Annotated in this window: 20 protein-coding genes; 18 read left to right on the plus strand and 2 right to left on the minus strand. The window is 65.8% G+C overall.

The features are described from left to right. Window positions 1–2,278, plus strand: a 2,278-nt coding sequence (locus V9E98_00725; GenBank protein MEI2715520.1) for a vitamin B12 dependent-methionine synthase activation domain-containing protein, incomplete at its 5' end; no start/stop codon positions are given. Further along, a complete protein-coding gene (locus tag V9E98_00730) occupies window positions 2,268–2,966 on the plus strand; it encodes an HAD family phosphatase (protein MEI2715521.1) in 699 nt (232 codons plus the stop codon). The genes V9E98_00725 and V9E98_00730, both read left to right, overlap by 11 nt. Here the strand turns inward: V9E98_00730 and V9E98_00735 are convergent. Both V9E98_00735 and V9E98_00740 read right to left on the minus strand, forming a co-directional pair. After that, window positions 2,938–3,411 (minus strand): SSI family serine proteinase inhibitor, encoded by a 474-nt coding sequence (locus tag V9E98_00735; protein ID MEI2715522.1) that lies wholly within the window; start codon window positions 3,409–3,411, stop codon window positions 2,938–2,940. The genes V9E98_00730 and V9E98_00735 overlap by 29 nt on opposite strands. Window positions 3,412–3,453: 42 nt before the next feature. Then, complete coding sequence (locus tag V9E98_00740) at window positions 3,454–4,392, minus strand: PD-(D/E)XK nuclease family protein (GenBank protein MEI2715523.1); 939 nt, start codon at window positions 4,390–4,392, stop codon at window positions 3,454–3,456. 54 nt (window positions 4,393–4,446) lie between these two features. On the opposite strand from V9E98_00740, the gene V9E98_00745 reads away from it, so the two are divergent. The 16 genes from V9E98_00745 to V9E98_00820 all read left to right on the plus strand — a co-directional run bounded on the left by V9E98_00745 (window position 4,447) and on the right by V9E98_00820 (window position 21,255). Further along, window positions 4,447–5,568 carry a site-2 protease family protein gene (locus tag V9E98_00745; GenBank protein MEI2715524.1) on the plus strand — a complete coding sequence of 374 codons (1,122 nt, stop codon included), beginning with the start codon at window positions 4,447–4,449 and terminating at the stop codon, window positions 5,566–5,568. Beyond that, a complete protein-coding gene (locus V9E98_00750) occupies window positions 5,565–6,491 on the plus strand; it encodes a tRNA (adenine-N1)-methyltransferase (protein MEI2715525.1) in 927 nt (308 codons plus the stop codon). The genes V9E98_00745 and V9E98_00750 overlap by 4 nt, the downstream gene beginning before the upstream one ends. After that, window positions 6,466–6,867, plus strand: coding sequence for a hypothetical protein (locus V9E98_00755; protein ID MEI2715526.1), 402 nt, complete (start codon window positions 6,466–6,468; stop codon window positions 6,865–6,867). The genes V9E98_00750 and V9E98_00755 overlap by 26 nt, the downstream gene beginning before the upstream one ends. A 54-nt stretch (window positions 6,868–6,921) precedes the next feature. Beyond that, on the plus strand, window positions 6,922–8,589 hold the full coding sequence (gene arc, locus V9E98_00760; protein MEI2715527.1) for a proteasome ATPase: 1,668 nt from the start codon (window positions 6,922–6,924) through the stop codon (window positions 8,587–8,589). A gap of 153 nt (window positions 8,590–8,742) precedes the next feature. Then, window positions 8,743–10,293 (plus strand): sugar porter family MFS transporter, encoded by a 1,551-nt coding sequence (locus tag V9E98_00765; GenBank protein ID MEI2715528.1) that lies wholly within the window; start codon window positions 8,743–8,745, stop codon window positions 10,291–10,293. Window positions 10,294–10,359: 66 nt separating this feature from the next. Beyond that, on the plus strand, window positions 10,360–11,880 hold the full coding sequence (gene dop / locus V9E98_00770; GenBank protein MEI2715529.1) for a depupylase/deamidase Dop: 1,521 nt from the start codon (window positions 10,360–10,362) through the stop codon (window positions 11,878–11,880). Window positions 11,881–12,014: 134 nt separating this feature from the next. Next, the gene (locus tag V9E98_00775) at window positions 12,015–12,221 is read left to right on the plus strand and encodes a ubiquitin-like protein Pup (GenBank protein ID MEI2715530.1); all 207 of its coding nucleotides are present in this window, start codon (window positions 12,015–12,017) and stop codon (window positions 12,219–12,221) included. Beyond that, entirely contained in the window at window positions 12,222–13,061 is an 840-nt protein-coding gene (gene prcB, locus V9E98_00780; protein ID MEI2715531.1) for a proteasome subunit beta, read from the plus strand. After that, window positions 13,061–13,858: a proteasome subunit alpha gene (prcA, locus tag V9E98_00785; GenBank protein MEI2715532.1), complete on the plus strand. Its 798-nt coding sequence runs from the start codon at window positions 13,061–13,063 to the stop codon at window positions 13,856–13,858. The genes prcB and prcA overlap by 1 nt, the downstream gene beginning before the upstream one ends. 3 nt (window positions 13,859–13,861) lie before the next feature. Beyond that, window positions 13,862–15,226 carry a Pup--protein ligase gene (gene pafA / locus V9E98_00790; GenBank protein MEI2715533.1) on the plus strand — a complete coding sequence of 455 codons (1,365 nt, stop codon included), beginning with the start codon at window positions 13,862–13,864 and terminating at the stop codon, window positions 15,224–15,226. Window positions 15,227–15,270: 44 nt separating this feature from the next. Next, window positions 15,271–15,825, plus strand: coding sequence for an FKBP-type peptidyl-prolyl cis-trans isomerase (locus tag V9E98_00795; GenBank protein ID MEI2715534.1), 555 nt, complete (start codon window positions 15,271–15,273; stop codon window positions 15,823–15,825). A gap of 169 nt (window positions 15,826–15,994) precedes the next feature. After that, window positions 15,995–16,333, plus strand: a complete 339-nt coding sequence (locus tag V9E98_00800; protein MEI2715535.1) for a hypothetical protein — start codon at window positions 15,995–15,997, stop codon at window positions 16,331–16,333. A gap of 84 nt (window positions 16,334–16,417) precedes the next feature. Next, on the plus strand, window positions 16,418–16,696 hold the full coding sequence (gene tatA / locus V9E98_00805; GenBank protein MEI2715536.1) for a Sec-independent protein translocase subunit TatA: 279 nt from the start codon (window positions 16,418–16,420) through the stop codon (window positions 16,694–16,696). Between the two features lie 8 nt (window positions 16,697–16,704). Next, window positions 16,705–17,538 (plus strand): twin-arginine translocase subunit TatC, encoded by an 834-nt coding sequence (gene tatC, locus V9E98_00810; GenBank protein MEI2715537.1) that lies wholly within the window; start codon window positions 16,705–16,707, stop codon window positions 17,536–17,538. A gap of 50 nt (window positions 17,539–17,588) precedes the next feature. Next, the gene (locus tag V9E98_00815; GenBank protein MEI2715538.1) at window positions 17,589–18,500 is read left to right on the plus strand and encodes a diacylglycerol kinase; all 912 of its coding nucleotides are present in this window, start codon (window positions 17,589–17,591) and stop codon (window positions 18,498–18,500) included. Window positions 18,501–18,525: 25 nt separating this feature from the next. Beyond that, window positions 18,526–21,255 (plus strand): DEAD/DEAH box helicase, encoded by a 2,730-nt coding sequence (locus tag V9E98_00820; protein MEI2715539.1) that lies wholly within the window; start codon window positions 18,526–18,528, stop codon window positions 21,253–21,255. Window positions 21,256–21,274 lie beyond the last annotated feature (19 nt).

A 21,274-nucleotide genomic window follows, 5' to 3' on the forward strand; every position in this document is an offset into this window, starting at 1 on the left:
GCTGGTGCTCGACTCCACGGAACCGCGCGTCATCGAGGCGGGTTTGGAGATGCTCGGCGGGCGCAGCCTCATCAACTCCGTCAACTACGAGGACGGTGATGGGCCCGGATCTCGGTTCCAGCAGATCATGCCGATCGTCAAGGAGCACGGGGCCGCGGTGGTGGCGCTGACCATCGACGAGGAGGGGCAGGCTCGGACAGCGGAGTGGAAGGTCCGGATCGCGGAGCGGCTCATCACCGATCTGGTCGACAACTGGGGCATGGACCCCGGCGACATCGTCATCGACACCTTGACCTTCCCGATCGCGACCGGGCAAGACGAGACCCGGCGCGACGCCATCGAGACCATCGAGGCCATCCGCGAGGTCACGCGGCTCCATCCCAGGGTCCAGACGACCCTCGGCGTGTCCAATGTGTCGTTCGGGCTGTCCCCGGCGGCGCGACAAGTCTTGAACTCGGTCTTTCTGCACGAGTGCATGCAGGCGGGGCTCACGTCGGCGATCGTGCACGCCTCCAAGATCCTGCCGATGAACCGGATTCCCGATGAGCAGCGCGAAGCCGCGCTGGACTTGATCTACGACCGTCGCGGATACGACGACAGCGGAGCCGTCACCCACGACCCCGTGCAGCATTTCCTCACGGTGTTCGCCGGCGTGTCCCCGACAGCGGGCGAAGACCGGGCGGCCGCGCTGGCCGCTCTGCCCTTGGACGAACGACTGCAGCGCCGGATCATCGACGCCGAGAAGAACGGTCTCACCGATGATCTGGATGAGGCGCTGACGACACGATCAGCTCTCGAGATCATCAACGACTCACTGCTGGCGGGCATGCGCACCGTCGGCGAACTCTTCGGTTCCGGTCAGATGCAGTTGCCGTTCGTCCTGGCCAGCGCCGAGACGATGAAGACTGCCGTGGCTCACCTGGAACCGTTCATCGAGAAGGTCGACGACTCGGGCAAGGGAACCATCGTGCTGGCCACCGTCAAAGGGGACGTTCACGACATCGGCAAGAACCTCGTCGACATCATCTTGACCAACAACGGCTACCAAGTCGTCAACATCGGGATCAAGCAACCCATCTCCGCCATCATCGAGGCCGCGGCCGAGCACGATGCCGACGCGATCGGAATGTCGGGGCTCCTGGTTAAGTCCACGGTGATCATGAAGGAGAACCTCGAAGAGTTGAACCAGCGTGGTGTTGCCACCCGGTGGCCGGTGTTGCTGGGCGGCGCGGCGCTCACCAGGGCCTACGTCGAGCAGGATCTCGCTGACATGTACGCCGGAGACGTCCGGTACGCCCGCGATGCGTTCGAGGGTCTGGCGCTCATGGATGCCGTCATGGCGGTGCGTCGCGGTGAGCCGGGTGCTGCGTTGCCTGAGCGACGCCAGCGGCGGGTTGCGCGCACTGACTCCTCCGAGGTCGCCTCGTCCGAGCCGACGGTATTGCCGGAGCGCTCGGATGTCGCCACGGATAACCCTGTCCCCACCCCGCCCTTCTGGGGGACGCGGGTCGTGCGGGGGATCGCCATGAGCGACATCGTGGAATACCTCGACGAGCGGGCGACATTCGTCGGTCAATGGGGGCTGAAACCCCTGCGGGGATCGTCCCAGACGTTCGAGGAGATCGCCGACGAAGAAGGCCGACCCCGGTTGCGTATGTGGTTGGACCGCATCAAGACCGACGGGCTCCTGGAACCCGCCATCGTCTATGGGTACTTCCCGGCCAACAGCGATGGCGACGACCTGATCATCTTCGACCCCGACGATCAGGACCGGGAGGTCGCGCGCTTCACCTTCCCCCGACAGCGGCGCGGCCGGCATTTGTGCCTGGCCGACTTCTTCCGGCCGATCTCTTCGGGGCAGCGCGACGTCATCGCCTTCCACATCGCCACCATGGGCGAAGTGGCGTCACAGTCCACCGCGCGGCTCTTCGAAGCCGACAACTATCGGGAGTACCTGGAACTGCACGGGCTCTCCGTCCAACTCACCGAGGCTCTCGCCGAGATGTGGCACGCGCGGATCCGGAGTGACTGGGGGTTCGCCGACGAGGACGACGCCGACCGCGCGGCACTGATCGCCAAACAGGGCTACCGCGGGTCGCGCTACTCGTTCGGCTATCCCGCGTGTCCAGACGTCGAGCAGCAGGTCGACCTCGTCCGACTGCTCCAACCCGAGCGCATCGGTGTCTCGCTCTCGGAGGAGATGCAGTTGCATCCCGAGCAGTCCACGTCGGCGTTGATCGTGCACCACCCGGAGGCGAAGTACTTCAATGCCACGTGATGTCCTCGGCTTCCAGTCAGTGCTGTTCGACATGGACGGCACCCTGGTCGACACCGAGCCCCTGTGGCAGAGCGCCGAGCGCGAGATCATGTCCGGCTACGGGGTCGCGTGGACGAAGGCGGACGAAGCGCACTGTCTGGGGGGATCGACGGATCGTGTGTGTCGGTACATGGCCGACCTGGTGACCGCCGCCGGTCGGCGACCGCCGACGCCTGAGCATCTCGCCGACATGTTCCTCGACATCATGCTGGGCCAGCTCCTCACACACCCACCGGAACCCCAACCTGGAGTTGCCGACCTGCTGCGCGAAGTCAGGGAAACCGGGCTGCCCACGGCGTTGGTGTCTTCGTCGTCGCGTCCTCTCATGTCCGCGGTGTTGGCGGCGATCGGCTCCGAATGGTTCGACGTGACCATCAGTGCTGACGATGTCGAGCGGCACAAGCCTGACCCGCTGCCCTACCAGCAGGCCTGCACTGAACTTGGTGTTGACCCCGCGTGGTCGTTGGCGATCGAGGACTCCCCAACGGGAGCCGCGTCGGCCTCGAGTGCAGGGGCTTACGTGGTCGCGGTCCAGCACCTGGCCGCGATCGAGAGCGGGCCCCGGTGCACGGTAGTCGATACGTTGAGCGGGATCGGGGTTGCTGAGTTGGCGGCGATGTTCACCCCACCGAGTGGCCCTTCGGGTTGATCACCGGTCCGATCGCGTCCCATCGACTGATTTCGCAGCCGTCCGTCCGAGAGAACTCGGCATCGACAGGAACGCCCTGGTAGGTGCCGGTGACCTTTGCCTTCTCAGGTCCGCCGTACACCTGTGAGCACACCGCATCTGCAGGGACCGGCGCGAAGGGATCAGGCACACCGGTCAGCACATCGCACGCCAATGCCGGATCGGGATGAGTGCCGCCTGGGGGATCGCACTTGAGTGTGACGCGGTCCCGGGTGCTCTTCCTGACAAAGATGATCGTCAGAGACGTGTCACCAGTACTGGTGGGTGTCGGGGCAATCGACGTGGGAGCTGGCGTGATGCTGGCTGTCGGATCGGGGGCACTCGTGCTCGTGCTACAGGCCGACAGCATCAGGAGCAGCGTCACAGGAACGACCGGAAGCCAACGCAGATCCTTCAGGTCTTTCACGTTTCCAGTGTGGCCCCCCGGTCGTGTCGGTGGCTCGCTGGGTCAGGGGCCGTTCGCGGGTGGGGGAGTGCCACCGAACTCGGGACACAAGTGCTGGAACGCGCACCAATTGCACAGTTTCGACGGGCTGGCCGGCCAGTGACCGGTCTGCCCGGCCCGTTCGATCGCGGCCCACAAAGCCGTGACCTTGGCCTCCGTGGCCCGGAGTTCGGCCTCTGAAGGATCGATCGAGAGCCGCTCCTGGTTGCCGAGATACAGCAGTTGCAGCCGGTCCGGCACACGGCCGTGCAAACGCCACAGGATCAACCCGTAGAACCGCATCTGAAACAGGGCCTTGGCTTCCCACCCGGGTGACGGGGAACGGCCTGTCTTGTAGTCCACGACTCGGATGGCCCCGGTGGGGGCTTGATCGACGCGATCGATGATGCCGCGCAGGACCAGTCCGGAGGGGAGTTCGGCGGTGACACTGAGTTCGCGCTGGGCTGGTTCCAGTCGGGTGGGGTCCTCCAGCGCGAAGTAGCGGTCGAGGAAGCGGCCGGCGTCGGACAGGAAGCGTTGCTGTCCTGATTCGTCCGTGGGCCCGGGTTCGGCCGTCGCGAGCCACTTCTGCCAGGCGTCGTCGGGACCGAAGAGCAGCCCGGGAAGCTCCGGCTGTTCGGCGATGATGCTGCGCCAGGCTGGCTCGACGAGGGACAGGGCGGTCTCTGGGGTGCGTGCGCCCGCGGGCGAGTCGAAGAGTCGCTCGAGAACCAGATGCACGAGCGTGCCGCGAGCGGCTTCGACCCCGGGTGGTTCGGGCAGGCGGTCGACGGATCGGAAACGATAGAGCAGCGGACACGTCATGAAGTCCCCCGCGCGTGACGGCGACAGGGAGGCGGCGGGGCGCTCACCGAGTCCCTTGGCGCGGGTGCCGGTGAGGTCCACCACCTGGCCGCCGGACCCAGGCAGGGGAGTCGGGAGAGTGGTGGTGTCGTGGGCCATGGCCCAACGGTACGACCGACCGCCGACATTTCCCGGGAGCCGTAGCATTGCGGCGTGACCACAGCCCGCGACCTCCCGGAGGTTCAGTCCGGATCGGGCTGGCAGTTCCGCTTCGCGGGATTCGCCGTGTCGGTGCCGTGGAATGCGCTGCTGGGGATCGCCGTTATCGCTCTGCTGTGGTACCCCGAGTTCTCGGGCAGCACCACGGCAGTCGGTCAGTGGGCCCTGGCCGCACTGTTCGCGGTATTGCTCATGGTGTCGATCCTGATCCACGAGCTCGCCCACGCATTCGCCGCGCGGGCCTTCCGATACCCGGTCGCCGGCATCACCTTGTGGGCGATGGGGGGTTTCACGACGTATCGGACAACGACGCGACACGGTCCGCTGCGTGAGGCTGCCATCGCCCTGGCCGGTCCGCTGGCCACTCTCGTCATCGCGTGGATCGCCCGCACCGCCGCCGTGGCTGTCGGCCCCGGGATAGCTGGGGATGTCCTGGTGGCACTCGCGTCGGCCAACTTCCTGGTGGGGCTGTTCAACCTGCTTCCCGGCAGCCCGCTGGACGGCGGGTCGGTGGTGAAGGCGATCGTGTGGGGGATCACCGGTTCGCCCGTCACGGGTCAGGTCGTAGCAGCCTGGGTGGGACGCCTGTTGGCGATCGTGATCGTCGTGTCGCCGTTCGCGCTGGCGCTGCAGGTCGGACAACCCCCCTCGCTCATGCTCATCATCGTGGGAGTCGTCCTGGCCATGCTGCTGTGGACCGGGGCCACGGCATCCTTGCGGGGGGCGCGCGCAGCGCAACTGTTGGGTCGGGTCGCGGCGGACGAGATGGCCCGCGACATCATCCCGGTCACCGCCGCCACCACGGTGGCGCAGGTCCTGTCCGTGATCAGACCGGACGCGCACGTCGTCGTCGTCGGCACGGACGGTCGACCGCTCGGTGTTGTGTCCGAGGCGGCGGCCGCTGCCGTGCCCGAGGCGGACCGCACCCGAGTCACCGCGCACGCGGTGGCGGTGAACATCTCAGACGGTGCTCCCTCGCTGCCTGCCTCCGCTTCCGCGCAGCAGGTGGTGGACGCCTGCCAGGAAACCGGCTCCCGGTTCGTGTTCGTCACCGGTGTGGACGGACCGCCGCGCATCATCGACACCGATGCGGCATTTGTGACGGAGGGACCGTGAACGCCGTCCTATCAGCGGGCGATCGCGTGCAACTGACCGATACGAAGGGTCGCCACCACACCATCACCTTGGCTGATGGAGCCTTCTTCCACTCTCACAAGGGGTCGATCTCGCACGATGACCTGATCGGTGCATCCGAGGGAATCGTGACGACGAGCAGTGGCGGCATGCCCTACCTGGTGTTGCGCCCGATCCTTGAGGACTACGTCCTGTCCATGGGTCGCGGCGCCGCGATCATCTATCCCAAGGACGCCTTCGCGATCGTCGGTCATGCCGGCATCGGTCCCGGTGACTTCGTCGTCGAAGCGGGAGCCGGCTCCGGTGCCCTGACCTGCTTCCTGCTCACCGCCGTGGGACCGCAGGGCCGTGTCGCCTCCTTCGAGGTCCGTGAAGACTTCGCCGAGATCGCCCGGAGCAACGTCGTGCGCTGGTTCGGCCAGGAGCCCCCCGTATGGCAACTCACGGTCGGCGATCTGGCGGGCGCCGAGGGACCGGCGGGTTCGGCGGATGCAGTGGTCCTGGACATGCTGGCCCCGTGGGACTGCGTCGACGCTGCCGCTCGCCTGTTGCGCCCTGGCGGCCGGTTGATCGCCTACGTCGCCACGACCACCCAGCTGTCCCGACTGGCCGAGTCGCTGCGGGCTGACAGCCGCTGGACCGAGCCGCGGGCGACTGAATCGCTGGTCCGCACGTGGCATCTCGAGGGCCTGGCGGTGCGACCGGACCATCGCATGATCGGACATACCGCATTCCTGTTGGTGTGCCGGCGTATGGCCGACGGTTTCAGTCCTCCCCAGCGGCGCCGCCGCCCGGCGCCGGGAGCCTATGGGCCGGACTACGTTGGACCCCGGCCACCCGGTGTCGCGGAGGTTCCGGCTGACGTCGAGGGTTCCGCAGGTGAGGACCAGTCGGGCGATCACTGAGCCGAGCGGCGGAGTCCAACTCCCGCTGGGTGGGGTCTTCCACTGTCGCAGGGGGCCTTCACTGTCGCAGGGGGTGCTCGGGGGTGTCGTGGTGGGTGATGCCGGTGGGGGTGGTCCAGGGCCCAAGGAGTACCTCGCGACCGTGCCTGCGGACAGACTCGGCGTCATCCCGACCCGGGCACCGGCCGCAGTCCCGCACTCGACGGCACCCCCAGTCCACCACGACTGTCAGGCGCGGCTCGCGGCGATCGACTCCTTGGCCGCCATCGCCGATGCACTTCAACCACCCGAGCGTCGTACCGGCGCGTCAGGTGTTGCGGAACCTGGCACTTCCACGCAAGATGCGAGCAGGGCAGCCCAAGATCCATTGTCCTGAATATCGAGCGTTGAGCCCCGCCATGGGTAGGGTCTGCTGCAGGAGGTGGTTGCCGTGATCGACGGAGACGCTCAGTCCGGCCCCGGAGCGGGAGACGCAGCGCTGTCCCGCCGCATCGCGGAGTTGCGCCGCGAACTTGCCGCCTGCCAATCGCAGAACCAGCGCATGGCCGCCACACTGCGCGAAGCCCGCGACCAGATCGTCACGCTGAAGGCCGAGGTGGATCGGCTGGCCGAGCCTCCTTCTGGGTATGGCGTCTTTCTGCAGGCCAACGACGATGACACCTTGGACGTGCTGGCCTCCGGGCGCAAGATGCGAGTCGTCTCCAGTCCCGCGGTGGAGATCGCGGACCTGCGCCCAGGTCAAGAACTCATGCTCAACGAGTCGCTCAACGTCGTGGGAGCCCGCGCCTACGAGCGTGCCGGCGACATTGTCATGTTCAAAGAGAAGCTCGATGACGAGCGTGCACTCGTGATCGGGCACACGGACGACGAACGGGTCGTGCGACTCGCGGAACCACTGCGGGAGTTGAGGCTGCGGGCAGGCGACTCCCTGCTCCTCGACCAACGCTCGGGCTTCGCCCTTGAGAAGATTCCCAAGGCTGAGGTCGAGGAACTGGTCTTGGAAGAAGTCCCCGACATCGACTACTCCGACATCGGCGGGCTCGCCAGTCAGATCGAGACGATCCGTGACGCCGTCGAATTGCCGTTCCTGCACCAAGAACTCTTTGCCGAGCACAAGCTGGCGGCGCCGAAGGGCATCCTGCTCTACGGCCCGCCCGGATGCGGCAAGACACTCATCGCGAAAGCGGTCGCGAACTCATTGGCCAAGAAGGTCGCCGACGTGGACGGACGCGACGGGGCTCGGTCCTTCTTCCTCAACATCAAGGGCCCGGAGCTGCTCAACAAGTACGTCGGCGAGACCGAAAGGCACATCCGGCTGGTTTTTCAGCGCGCTCGAGAGAAGGCCAGCGAAGGCACGCCGGTCATCGTCTTCTTCGACGAGATGGACTCTCTGTTCCGCACTCGCGGCAGTGGCGTGTCCAGCGACGTCGAGAACACGATCGTTCCGCAACTGCTCAGTGAGATCGACGGGGTCGAGGGACTCGAGAACGTCATCGTCATCGGTGCCTCGAACCGTGAGGACATGATCGATCCCGCGATCCTGCGACCGGGACGCCTCGACGTCAAGATCAAGATCGAACGGCCCGACGCCCAGGCAGCGGCCGACATCTTCGCCAAGTACCTGACCCCGGACCTGCCGCTCAGCGCGGACGACCTCGCGGAGTACGGGGGGTCGCCCGACGCCACCTGCGCGGCGATGATCCAGGCAGCAGTGGAACGGATGTACTCCGAGAGCGAGGAGAACCGCTTCCTCGAGGTGACCTATGCCAACGGTGACAAGGAGATCCTCTACTTCAAGGACTTCAACTCGGGCGCCATGATCGAGAACATCGTCGCCCGCGGCAAGAAGTCCGCCATCAAGGACTTCCTCGACACGGGCAGCAAGGGCTTGCGGGTCCAGCACCTGCTGTCGGCCTGTGTCGATGAGTTCCGGGAGAACGAAGACCTCCCCAACACCACCAATCCCGACGACTGGGCACGCATCTCCGGCAAGAAGGGGGAGCGGATCGTATTTATCCGCACCCTGGTCCGCGGCAAGAGCGGAGACGATCAGGGTCGGTCAATCGACACGGTGCCCAACACCGGCCAATACCTCTGAGCGCGCCGCACCGATCGCCTCACCGGGATGTACCGGGCACCTGCAATTTGCTCCCCCGAATAGCGTTGCTCCCCGAATAGCGCGCAAGGCGGTCCTCGGATCGCTAGCGTCAGGGTTAACGGCAGGTGTGCCGTTCCTAACAAGGAGCAACTTATGCAGGGTCCAGTCTCGACGGGCGACACCGGGCCGGTGAAAATCGCCCCGGTACATACCGGCAAGGTCATCTCCATCAGCATCATCGCGGCTCTCGGCGGCTTCCTCTTCGGCTACGACAGCTCGGTGATCAACGGTGCCAACAAGGCCGTGTTCTACACGTTCCAGATCGAGGACAAGGCCATGCAGGGCTTTGTCGTTGCCGTCGCCCTGCTGGCTTCCGCTGCGGGCGCCTTCATCGGTGGTCGGCTCACCGACAAGTACGGCCGTAAGAAGGTCATGGTCGTGGCAGCGATCATGTTTCTCGTCGCCGCCGTCGGACAGGCATTCCCGCTGGGAATGTGGGACTTCATGTTGTGGCGCATCGTCGGTGGCTTCGGGATCGGCCTCGCTGCCGTCGTGTCCCCGATGTACATCTCCGAAGTGGCGCCCGCCCATCTCCGCGGCCGACTGTCCTCGCTGTTCCAGTTGGCCATCGTGTTCGGCATCTTCGCGACCCAGCTGGTCAACCAGATCATCATCAACCTGGTCCCGGACACCGTCCAGCAGCCCGTGCTGAACCCGGCCGTTCCGCCGGTGGAGGCCAACAACGACTTGGCCCTCGGGCTCGAGGCCTGGCAGTGGATGTTCTTGTGCATGGTCGTGCCGGCGGTCATCTACTGGGTGCTTGCCCTGACCATTCCCGAGTCCCCGCGCTACCTGGTCGCCCGAGACAAGAGCGCCGAGGCCAAGAAGGTACTCGAGACCATCTATGTCGATGACGTGTCCGACCGCCTCACCGCCATCGAGGAGTCACTTGCCGGTGAGCACAAGATGCAGATGTCCGACATCAAGGGCCCGCGGCTCGGGCTGTTGCCCATCGTCTGGGTCGGCATCATCCTGGCCGTCCTGCAGCAGTTCGTCGGCATCAACGCGGTGTTCTACTACTCCAACCTGATCTGGAGTTCGGTCGGCTTCGACGAGAGCCGCGCGTTCTTCACGTCGACGGTCATCAGCGCCGTCAACGTCATCTTCACTTTCGTCGCGATCGCGCTGATCGACCGGACGGGCCGTAAGCCGTTGCTGCTCATCGGTTCGGCGGGCATGTTCGTCACGCTTGCCGTGCTCACTTTCGTGTTCCAGTCCGCACCCAAGTGCACACAGGCGATCCTGGATGCCGGTGGCCAAGCAGGCTGCACGGGCATCTCGGAGATCAATAGCCCGCTGCTGAGCGACGCCAACGGCTGGATCGCCGTGATCATGCTCAACACCTACGTCGCGTTCTTCGCGGCGACCTGGGGTCCGATCGTGTGGGTCCTGCTGGGTGAGATGTTCCCGAACAAGATCCGTGCGGCAGCCATGTCCGTCGGTGTCATGTCCAACTGGATCGCCAACTTCATCGTGTCGGAGACCTTCCCCGGACTGGTGGGCATCTCGTTGGGCCTCGCCTACGGGCTCTTCACGCTCGGCGCCCTGGTGTCCTTCTTCTACGTACTGAAGTACGTAAAGGAAACAAAGGGTGTCCAACTCGAGGACATGGAGGGCCTCGAGGGGGTGGATCTGGCCAAGTAGACGACTTGGCGACGAAGGGCCTCGCGGGCACGGTCCGCGGGGCCCTTCGGGCACTACGATGGGCCGGTGACGGTTCGGCGAGTAATGGGCATCGAGACCGAGTACGGGATTTCCGTACCGGGCAAGCCTCACGTCAACGCCATGCTCGCTTCATCTCAGATCGTCAACGCGTACGCGCACGACACCTTGGGGGAGCGGCGGGTCCGCACCCGCTGGGACTACGACGAAGAGAGCCCTTTGCGGGACGCCCGAGGGTTCGATCTCTCCCGTTCAGAGGCAGATCCCAGTCAGCTCACCGATGAGGACCTCGGTCTGGCCAACGTCATCTTGACCAACGGCGCTCGCCTGTACGTCGATCACGCCCACCCCGAGTACTCGACTCCCGAGGTCACCAATCCGCTCGACGCGGTGATCTGGGACAAGGCCGGGGAGCGGATCATGGCTCGGGCCGCCGAGCTCGCAGCGTCCCTGCCGGGTGGGCTTCCGCTGCAGTTGTACAAGAACAACACGGACAACAAGGGCGCCTCGTACGGAACTCACGAGAACTACCTGATGGCACGCGGCACCAAGTTCCCCGACATCGTCACGTGCCTCACTCCGTTCTTCGTATCCCGCCAGGTCTTCACCGGAGCCGGACGTGTGGGGATCGGCCAAGATGGCAGCACCTCGGGATTCCAGCTCAGTCAGCGGGCTGACTTCTTCGAAGTCGAGGTCGGACTGGAGACCACGATCAAGCGGCCCATCATCAACACCAGGGACGAGCCGCACGCCGACCCGGAGATCTATCGCCGTCTGCACGTGATCGTCGGTGACGCCAACCTCTCCGAACTCGCGACCTACCTCAAGATGGGGACCACCGCGTTGACTCTGTCTGCCCTGGAGGCCGGCAAGGTGCGCCCTGGCCTCATGCCTCGGCAGCCCGTCGTGGCGCTACACAACGTCTCCCACGATCCAGATCTGCAGTACCGCATCGAGTTGGTGGATGGGCGGCGCCTGACTGCGGTCGAACTGCAGTGGGAGTTCCTGGAGATCGCCGCGAAACACGTCGCCGACGCGGCCACGGATCCTGCCGACGGGCAGACCAACGATGTCCTCGAGCGATGGGCCGCGGTGCTGGACGCCTTGGGCAACGACCCGACGTCCTTGTCCGACAGCCTCGACTGGGTCGCCAAGCGTGCCCTGCTGGACGGTTACCGCAAACGGGACGGCATCGACTGGGGAGCCGCTCGACTCGAACTCGTCGATCTGCAGTACAGCGACGTCCGGCAGGACAAGGGCCTCGCCCATCGGCTCGAAGAACGGGGTCGACTGCAGCGCCTCACCACGGACGAGCAGGTGGCCAACGCGATCGTGCGGCCACCGACGGACACCCGGGCGTGGTTCCGCGGAGAATGTCTGCGCCGGTACGGGGACCAGGTGGCTGCCGCATCCTGGGACGCGGTGATTTTCGACCTGCCGGACCGATCCGCGCTCCAGCGGGTTCCCACGTTGGACCCGCTGCGCGGCACCCAAGCGCATGTGGCGGGCATCCTCGACCAGGCGGGCTCCGCCGGCGAGTTGGTGCGCATGCTCACCAGCGGGGGTTGAATAGGGGCATTGGGGTCGAAACCCTGCCCTGATCGAAAAGGCAGTATTACTGTCCGACTATGACGCCGCCCGGTGTCGACCAGCCGCTCAGGGCCCAGATGCCCAGGGCCCAGGGCCCAGGACGAGGAGGCAGCGTGCCCACGCATGAACGACCGCAACCCGCCGGAAGCTCCCGGCGCGATGATGAGGTCGACGAACCGGTCGGCCCGCCCGCGGGAGCGGCGGAGCGCAAGGAAGCGCTCGACGACGATGTCGATGCGATCTTGGACGAGATCGATGATGTGCTCGAAGAGAACGCCGAGGAGTTCGTTCGAGGCTTCGTGCAGAAGGGCGGCGAGTAGGTGAGTTCGGTCGGGCTGCCCCCAGCATTCCTGGAACCGGGCGGATCATCGTTCAGTTCGTTCTTGGCGCAGCAGGCCCCCGAGTTGCTGCCCCCGAGACTCTCCACGGACAGCAGTCCAGATCTCGCGTCGGTCCCACACGGCACGACCATTGTCGCTGTGACGTTCGCCGACGGGGTGGTCCTCGCCGGGGATCGTCGGGCGACCATGGGCAATGTCATTGCCCAGCGCGACATCGAGAAGGTATTCGCCGCCGACGACCACACCGGGGTCGGCATCGCGGGCAGCGCGGGGATCGCTGTCGAACTGGTGCGCCTGTACCAGGTGGAACTCGAGCACTACGAGAAGATCGAGGGTGCCCAGCTGTCGATGGAAGGCAAGGCGAACCGCTTGGCGACCCTGCTGCGTGGCAACTTGGGCCTCGCCATGCAGGGACTGGCGGCAGTGCCGATGCTGGCCGGTTTCGATCTTTCCGCTGATCGCGGACGGATCTTCTCCTACGACGTCACGGGGGGGCGCTACGAGGAACATCAGTTCCACTCGATCGGGTCCGGTTCGTACTTCGCCCGGGGTTCGTTGAAGAAGCTCTTCGCACCCGACCACGACCGTGACCAGGCGATCGCCACCGTTTTGCAGGCCCTCTACGACGCAGCCGACGACGACTCGGCCACCGGTGGTCCGGACCTGTCCCGGCGGATCTTCCCTGTTGTCGCCGTCATCACCCAGACCGGCTTCGAACGGGTCTCCGAAGAGCAACTGTCCACTCAGGTCGAGAGCATGGTCGGCGAACGCAACCGCCGCCCGGACGGCCCGCTGGCTCCGGTGGGGGGTGATGCCTGATGTCGATGCCGTTCTATGTCTCTCCCGAACAGATCATCAAGGACAAGGCGGACTTCGCGCGCAAGGGCATCGCTCGGGGGCGCAGCGTCGTTGTCATGGAGTACGACGCGGGGATCCTCCTCGTCGCGGTCAACCCCTCCCGGGCGCTGCACAAGATCTCCGAGATCTACGACCGCATCGCATTCGCGGCGGTGGGCAAGTACAACGAGTTCGAGAGTCTGCGGGTGGCGGGCATCCGGCTTGCGGACATGCGGGGTTTCTCCTACGACCGATCCGATGTGAGTGCCCGCAGCCTGGCCAACGCCTATGCGACCACCCTCGGGACCATCTTCACGGAGACCCAGAAACCGTACGAAGTCGAGATAGTCGTGGCCGAAGTGGCCGATACCCGCGACGGGGACCAGTTGTACCGGCTCAGCTTCGATGGGTCGGTGGCCGACGAGAAGGGCTTCGTCGCGATGGGCGGATCCGCCGACGAGCTCAGCGAACTCATCCGCGAACAGTGGCGCCAGGGACTGGACTTGGCTGAGGCCCTGGCCATCGCAGTGCAGGGGCTGGGTCGCTCCGGTCCGGATGAGACCCGCCTGACGGCCGACCAGTTGGAGGTCGCCGTCCTCGACCGCACGCGACCCCGGCGCAAGTTCCGGCGTGTCACCGGCGCGGCCCTGCAGCAGTTGATGCCCCGCGATTCGGACCAAGCCGACCCGGACCAAGCCGACCCGGACCAAGCCGACCCGGGCCAAGGCGACCCGCGGGAGAGCGACCCTGAAGAACCTGCCCCGGACGTTGGCGGTTGACGCGTGGACCGGCGCATCTACGGCATCGAGACCGAATACGGCGTGACGTGCACGTTCAATGGGCAGCGTCGACTCAGTCCGGACGAGGTGGCCCGGTACTTGTTCCGGCGAGTGGTGTCGTGGGGCCGTTCCAGCAATGTGTTCCTGCGCAACGGGTCGCGGCTGTATCTCGATGTCGGTAGCCATCCCGAATACGCCACTGCCGAGTGCGACGACATCAAAGAACTGGTCGTTCAGGACCGGGCGGGGGAGCGCATCCTCGAAGGTCTGCTCGTGGACGCGGAACGGCGCCTGCGCGAGGAGGGGATCGCCGGGGACATCTACTTGTTCAAGAACAACACCGACTCGGCCGGCAACTCCTACGGATGTCACGAGAACTATCTGGTGGCCCGCGTGGGGGAGTTCGGCCGCCTCGCGGATGCCCTGCTGCCGTTCCTGATCTCGCGGCAAATCGTTGTGGGGGCGGGCAAGGTACTGCAGACGCCGCGGGGAGCCGTCTACTGCGTCAGCCAGCGCGCGGAACACGTCTGGGAGGGCATCTCCAGCGCGACCACCCGATCGCGCCCGATCATCAACACTCGCGACGAACCGCACGCGGACGCCGAGCGGTTCCGACGGCTGCACATCATCGTCGGGGACTCGAACATGAGCGAAACCACGACGATGCTCAAGGTCGCCGCCACGGACCTCGTGTTACGGATGCTTGAGGACGGGGGTTCCGTACGTGACATGACGCTGGAGAACCCGATCCGCGCGATCCGGGAGATCAGTCACGACATCACGGGCAAGAGCACCGTGCGGCTGGCGAACGGGCGGGAACTGTCAGCGCTCGACATCCAGTGGGAGTACTTCACGCGATGCCAGGCATATGCGGAACGCACCGGACTCGTGACGGTCCCGATCTACGAGCGCAGCCTGGACCTGTGGCAGCGTGCGCTGACCGCCGTCGAGACCCAGAACTACGACCTGGTCAAGGGCGAGATCGACTGGATGATCAAGTGGAACCTGCTCGAGCGCTACATGGCGCGGCATTCGATGAGTCTGTCCAACCCCCGCATCGCGATGCTCGACCTCGCCTATCACGACATCTCCCGGACCCGAGGCCTGTACTACCTGCTCGCGGCCAAGGGACAGGTCGCGCGAGTGTGCAGCGACGTTGAGGTGTTCGAGGCCAAGTCGATTCCTCCACAAACGACCCGCGCCAAGTTGCGGGGCGACTTCATCCGCCGCGCTCAGGAGCGCCGCCGCGACTACACCGTCGACTGGGTGCACCTGAAACTGAACGACCAGGCCCAGCGCACAGTGTTGTGCAAGGACCCGTTCCGTGCCATGGATGACCGCGTCGAGCGACTCATCGAGGGGATGTGACCCGCCTGCCCGGATCCCATGGACCGGGGCGGTAGGGTCCTGCCATGCGTACGTCGATGAAGTTGCTCGTCCCCATGGCCGCGCTGGCGTTGTTGGCCGCCGGCTGCTCGTCCAACACCAAGGAGGCGGAGACGAACACCTCCGCGTCCCCCGAAGCCTGCAGCTTCGACAAGACCGTCGACGGCGTGACTGCGATCCAGCAGGCCGCCTCCGCTCCCGAACTCGTCGTCGCCCAGGGTGCGAAGCCACCCCAGCAACTGGTGGCCGAAGACCTGTGCCCTGGTGAGGGTGTCGCTGCCACGCCGACCGACACGGTCACCGTCGACTACGTCGGGGTTGGATACAAGAGCCGCAAGGTGTTCGACTCGTCCTATGAACGGGGCCAACCGGCCACCTTCCCGCTCAGTGGCGTCATCCCCGGCTGGACCGAAGGGGTCTCCGGCATGAAGCCCGGTGGCGCCCGGCTGCTGCTGATCCCGGCCGACATGGCATACGGCAGCCAAGGCACACCGGACGGATCGATCGCGCCCGACGAAGCCCTGGCGTTCATCGTCGAGATGGAGAGCATCGCGTCCGCCTCGACCCCGCCGTCACCCTGATCCGACAGAACCCCTGAACAGCACGCCCGATTTGGGCGCTGTGCCCTGTCGTGTCCTGCCCGAACGGACGAAACCGAGCCAATTCGCCGGGCATCGCACCGGGAACCCCGCAATGCTGCGATTGTCGATCCAATTCCGAACGGCGGGAGTGACTGAAGGAGGCACGGCGATGACGACGATCAAGGCCACCTGCCCCACCTGCGGTGACATCGACCTCAAGCCTCGCGACATCCGTGTGGTCACCGCACCGGCGGCGGGTTGGGCCACCTACGCGTTCACATGCCCCAGTTGCGAGGATGACATCACCAAGAGCGCTGACGACGAAGTCGTCACGCTCCTGCGCGGGGCGGGTGTGACCGTCGAACGCATCCATGTCCCCGCCGAAGCTCTGGAGTTGCACTTCGGGCCCGCGATCGCCGCGGATGACCTGATCGACTTCGGATTGACCCTCGGGTCGTCCGATACGCTCGTCGAAGTCCTGACATCGGAGACTTCACCCGGTCGTTGACGCGGGATTGCCCGCACATCGCTACGACGGTTTACTCTGGATGGCGCAGAGCGGTCTGGGTTAACTGCGCAGAGAGGGACGAGCATGCGTTTTCCGCAGGGAGCCGAGTGGCTCATCATCCTGGTGCTGATCCTGCTGTTGTTCGGTGCCAAGCGCCTCCCGGACATGGCCCGCAGCCTGGGTCGGTCCGCCCGCATCCTCAAGTCCGAGACCAAGGGCCTGCGTGACGATGAGAACGCCGACGCGCAGGGCGCCGACCAGCAGGCACTGCCGGCGGCTCCGCCTGCTCCGGCGACTCCGGCGCCTCCCGCGCCCCCTGTGGCCCAGGCCACCGAGGAGCAGACGAAACCGACTGCGTCCTGATCGCCGCCATGCAGCGGCGCCGGCCCCAGATGGCTCCCGACGGCACCATGCCGCTGGCGGACCACCTCACAGAGCTTCGCAACCGGCTGTTCAAGGCGGTTCTGGCCATCACAGTCGGGTCGGTCGCGGCCTGGTTCTTCTATCCGCAGATCTTCGCTTTCATCTCCGAGCCCTTCGTCTCGGTTGTCGATGAAGCGCGCGCCAACGGTCAAGACGTCCAGTTGGCCCTGACCGGAGTGGTCGATCCGTTCGTTCTTCAGTTGCAGGTCACCGTGGTGGCCGGGATGCTGCTGTCCGCCCCGATCTGGCTGTATCAGGTCTGGCGCTTCGTGACGCCGGGCCTGCACCGCAATGAACGGCGCTGGTCGATGATCGTGGTCCTGACCGCGACACCATTGTTCTTCGCGGGAGCCGCCCTGGCGTACGTGTTCATGCCGCAGGCACTCGGCTTCCTGCTGGGGTTCACGCCACAGAACGTCAGCAACATCGTCGATGTGTCCCGCTACGTCAGTTTCTTCCTCAACACAGTCATCGTGTTCGGCATCGGGTTCCTGCTTCCGTTGTTCGCGCTGCTGCTCAACCTCGCTGGAGTGCTGCCCGCGAAGGTGCTGGTCGGCGCCTGGCGCTGGATTCTGCTGGGAACCATCGTGTTCGCCGCGGTGGCCACTCCCGACGGGAACCCCTTCACGATGATGATGCTCGCGCTGCCCATCATGGTGCTGCTGATGGTCGTCATGGCGATCGCATGGCTGAACGATCGACGCTCGGGGCGGCATTCCCTGGGGGACACCCTCGCTGACGATGAGGCGTCGACCATCGACGACGTCACTCCCATCGATTGAGGCTGTCCAGTTGCCGCGATTCCGCTCCGGAACCCCATAGGCTTCCGCGTATGACTTTGACCGTTGGCGTCGTGATCAACCCCCTGTCCGGCAAGGGCAAGGGAGGCAAGTACGCGGCTGAACTGGGTGCCATGCTGCACCGGCGTGGAATCGACGCGGCTCTGCTCGTGGCGGGCTCCGCCGAGGAGGCGCTGGCGATGGCCCAACAGGCGGTGGCCGACGGGGTCGATGCCCTGATCGCGGCGGGCGGGGACGGCACCATCAACCTCGCGGTTCAGGCAGTCGCCGAGACTGACACGCCGCTCGGCGTCATTCCGCTGGGGACCGGGAACGACAATGCGCGTCTGCTGGACCTTCCACTCGACGACATCGAGGCCTGTGTCGACGTGATCGCCGACCGTTCGGTCCGCTCGGTCGATCTGGGCCATGTCTCCACTGCCGATGGCGTCCAGAGGTGGTTCCTGGGGGTGCTGTCCAGCGGTTTCGACTCGTGTGTGAACGAGCGGGCCAATCGGATGAGTTGGCCGAAGGGCGAAGCCCGCTACCTCGTGGGGATCGTCGCCGAACTGCGAACGTTCAAGCCGGTTCCCTACACGGTGGTGGTCGATGGCCAGGAGATCCGCGACAAGGGAATGCTCGTGGCCGTGGGCAATGGAACGTCCTACGGGGGCGGGATGAATGTCTGCGCGGGAGCCCTGCCCGACGACGGTGAACTGACCCTGACCTGGTTGCACGAGGTCGGCAAAGTGGAGTTCCTGCGCGTGTTCCCATCCGTCTACAAGGGAACCCATGTGAACCACCACGCGGTCTCTCAGATGAACGGCCGCGAGATCACCCTGGATGCGCCCGGTCAGATCGTCTACGCCGACGGCGAGCGGATCGGACCTCTGCCGGCCACCGTCACCGTCCGCCCGGGTGCGCTGAAAGTCATCGTGCCGCGGGACAGCGAACTCGGTGCCTGAGCGTCCGCGGCAATAGGCTGCGAACATGTCCAGCCCGGCCGAGCGATACGCCGCCGCGAAGAAGAGAGTCAGTGGACCCCGAGCCGCGCTGGCTGCCTTCGAACAGCTCTACGATTTTCCGCTGGACCCGTTCCAGATCGCTGCTTGCGAAGCCTTGCAGGGCGGACGAGGGGTGCTGGTGGCTGCCCCCACCGGTGCCGGCAAGACGGTGGTCGGGGAATTCGCGGTCCACCTGGCTCTGGTCGAAGGTCGCTCCTGCTTCTACACCACACCCATCAAGGCGCTCTCCAACCAGAAGTTCAATGATCTTGTCGAGAGGTACGGGGCCGATCGCGTCGGACTGCTGACCGGGGACAACAGCATCAACTCCGACGCACCCGTCGTGGTCATGACGACCGAGGTGCTGCGCAACATGATCTACGCACAGTCCCCGGCGCTGACGGATCTCGCGCACGTGGTGATGGACGAAGTCCACTATCTGGCCGATCGGTCGCGTGGTCCGGTCTGGGAAGAAGTCCTCATTCACCTGCCGGACAGCGTGACCGTGACCGCGCTGTCGGCGACCGTGAGCAACGCCGAGGAGTTCGGGCATTGGCTCGGGACTGTCCGAGGCGCCACCGATGTCATCGTCGAGGAGTACCGTCCGGTCCCGCTGTGGCAGCAGGTACTGGTGGGCCAACACCTGCACGATCTTTTCGTCGATGACGAACAGCGGCAGGTGAACCCCGAACTGCTGCATCGGGCGGCCGATGAGGCGCGGATGGAACGGGTGCAGCGCGGCCGCAGCCGGCCACCACGCGGCGGTCGACGACCTCGCTCGGGCCCCGGCGAGAGAGTGTCCCGTCCCGCCATCGTGCGCCGCCTTGATCACGCGGGCTTACTCCCGGCGATCTCGTTCATCTTCAGTCGCGCGGGATGTGATGCGGCAGTGGACCAGTGCATGCAGGCCGGTACCAGGTTGACAACCGAACCAGAGCGCCAGGAGATACGGCAGACAGCGGAAGACGCTTGTGCCCACGTCGATCCCGGCGATCTCGATGCGTTGGGATACGACGACTGGCTGTTCGCCCTGGAACGTGGAGTCGCGGCCCACCACGCCGGTTTGGTCCCCATGTTCAAGGAAGTGGTCGAGAAGTTGTTCCAACAGGGGCTGGTCAAGATGGTGTTCGCCACCGAGACCCTTGCGTTGGGCATCAACATGCCGGCCCGCAGTGTCGTGCTCGAGCGTCTGGTGAAGTGGAACGGCGAGACACACGTCGATCTGACGCCCGGGGAGTACACGCAACTCACCGGACGGGCCGGGCGTCGAGGCATTGACGTCGAAGGTCACGCCGTGGTGGTCTGGCACCGCGGGCTGGACCCCCGCGAACTGGCTGGCCTGGCGAGCACTCGGACCTATCCACTGCGGTCGAGTTTCCGTCCGAGTTACAACATGGCGGTCAATCTCGTCGCGACGACGGGTCGGGAGCGCGCGACGGCACTTCTGGAGAGTTCCTTCGCTCAGTACCAGGCTGATGCGTCGATTGTCGGAATCGCCGCCGAGATCCGACGCAACGACGAAGCGCTCGCGGGGTATCGAACGGCCATGGAGTGCCACCTGGGGGACTTCGCCGAGTACGCGGCGATGCGCGACGAGTTGCGGGGACTGGAAAGGGACGGCGAGCGCCGCAACCGGGCCGCCCGCCGCGACCGTGCGGAGCAGTCCCTGCGCCACCTTGCGCGCGGCGACGTGATCCGGATCCCGCGTGGGCGCCGCTCGGGTCCAGCTGTGATCGTGGAGCCTGCCGGCGACGACTCCACTGACCCGCGCCTCGTGGCGATCGACCTGGACAAGCGGGTCCGGCGCCTGAGCCTGGGGGACTTCCCAGACGGCGTCGATGCCCTCGGCCGGATCCGGGTTCCTCGCAACTTCAGCGCGCGCTCTTCCGGGGCACGCCAACAACTCGCCGAACAGTTGCGAGGTGTCGCGCGCTCTCTCCCGGCTGCGCAACGGCGTGGCACACCTGTCACCGAGACGGATATGGCGATCGACGATCTGCGCCGCCGCCTTCGCCAACATCCCTGCCACGGCTGCGGCGACCGGGAGGTCCATGCTCGTTGGGGCGAGCGGTATCACAAACTGGCGCGACGCACCGATTCCCTGCGGCGTCGTGTCGAGAGCCGGACCGCGACCATCGCCCGGCAGTTCGACCGAATCTGCGCGCTGCTGGAGTCCCTCGGATACCTGGCCCAAGGCGGCAGGGTCGTCACCGATCCAGGCCACATGCTGGCGCGCATCTACGGTGATACGGACATCGTCGTTGCGGAGTCATTGCGTTCGGGGGCGTGGAACTCGTTGTCCGCCGTGGACCTCGCGAGTGTCTGCGCGGTACTCGTCTATGAATCCCGGGGCAAGGACGATGGGTCGAGTCCGCGGGTGCCGTCCGGAGCAGCAGGCGCGGCCATCGAGGACTTGCTGAGGTCGTGGGAACGACTGGCCCGACTCGAGGCGGAGTTCGGTGTCCGCACGTTGCCGGACCCGGATCTGGGGCTGGCGTGGCCGATGATGCGCTGGGCGCAGGGCCGGTCGCTGGAATCAGTGCTGTGGGAGGCGGAGATGACTGCTGGAGATTTCGTGCGCTGGTCGAAACAGGTGATCGACCTGCTGGGTCAGGTGATCCAGGCCGCTGCTGGACAGCCGGTGGCCGCCCAGGCCCGGTTGGCGGCGGACCTCATCGACCGCGGAGTCGTGGCGTACTCCTCCGTGCGGGAGTGACCGCGGATGATCAGGGCTG

This window comes from Candidatus Nanopelagicales bacterium (assembly GCA_037045355.1).
Taxonomy (GTDB): Bacteria; Actinomycetota; Actinomycetes; order S36-B12.

Coding starts and splice junctions, on each gene's coding strand:
- V9E98_00820 (MEI2715539.1), top strand. CDS start 18,526: ATGTCCAGCCCGGCCGAGCGATACGCCGCCGCGAAGAAGAGAGTCAGT.
- tatA (MEI2715536.1), top strand. CDS start 16,418: ATGCGTTTTCCGCAGGGAGCCGAGTGGCTCATCATCCTGGTGCTGATC.
- V9E98_00800 (MEI2715535.1), top strand. CDS start 15,995: ATGACGACGATCAAGGCCACCTGCCCCACCTGCGGTGACATCGACCTC.
- V9E98_00795 (MEI2715534.1), top strand. CDS start 15,271: ATGCGTACGTCGATGAAGTTGCTCGTCCCCATGGCCGCGCTGGCGTTG.
- V9E98_00815 (MEI2715538.1), top strand. CDS start 17,589: ATGACTTTGACCGTTGGCGTCGTGATCAACCCCCTGTCCGGCAAGGGC.
- V9E98_00740 (MEI2715523.1), bottom strand. CDS start 4,392: ATGGCCCACGACACCACCACTCTCCCGACTCCCCTGCCTGGGTCCGGC.
- V9E98_00765 (MEI2715528.1), top strand. CDS start 8,743: ATGCAGGGTCCAGTCTCGACGGGCGACACCGGGCCGGTGAAAATCGCC.
- prcA (MEI2715532.1), top strand. CDS start 13,061: ATGTCGATGCCGTTCTATGTCTCTCCCGAACAGATCATCAAGGACAAG.
- V9E98_00730 (MEI2715521.1), top strand. CDS start 2,268: ATGCCACGTGATGTCCTCGGCTTCCAGTCAGTGCTGTTCGACATGGAC.
- tatC (MEI2715537.1), top strand. CDS start 16,705: ATGCAGCGGCGCCGGCCCCAGATGGCTCCCGACGGCACCATGCCGCTG.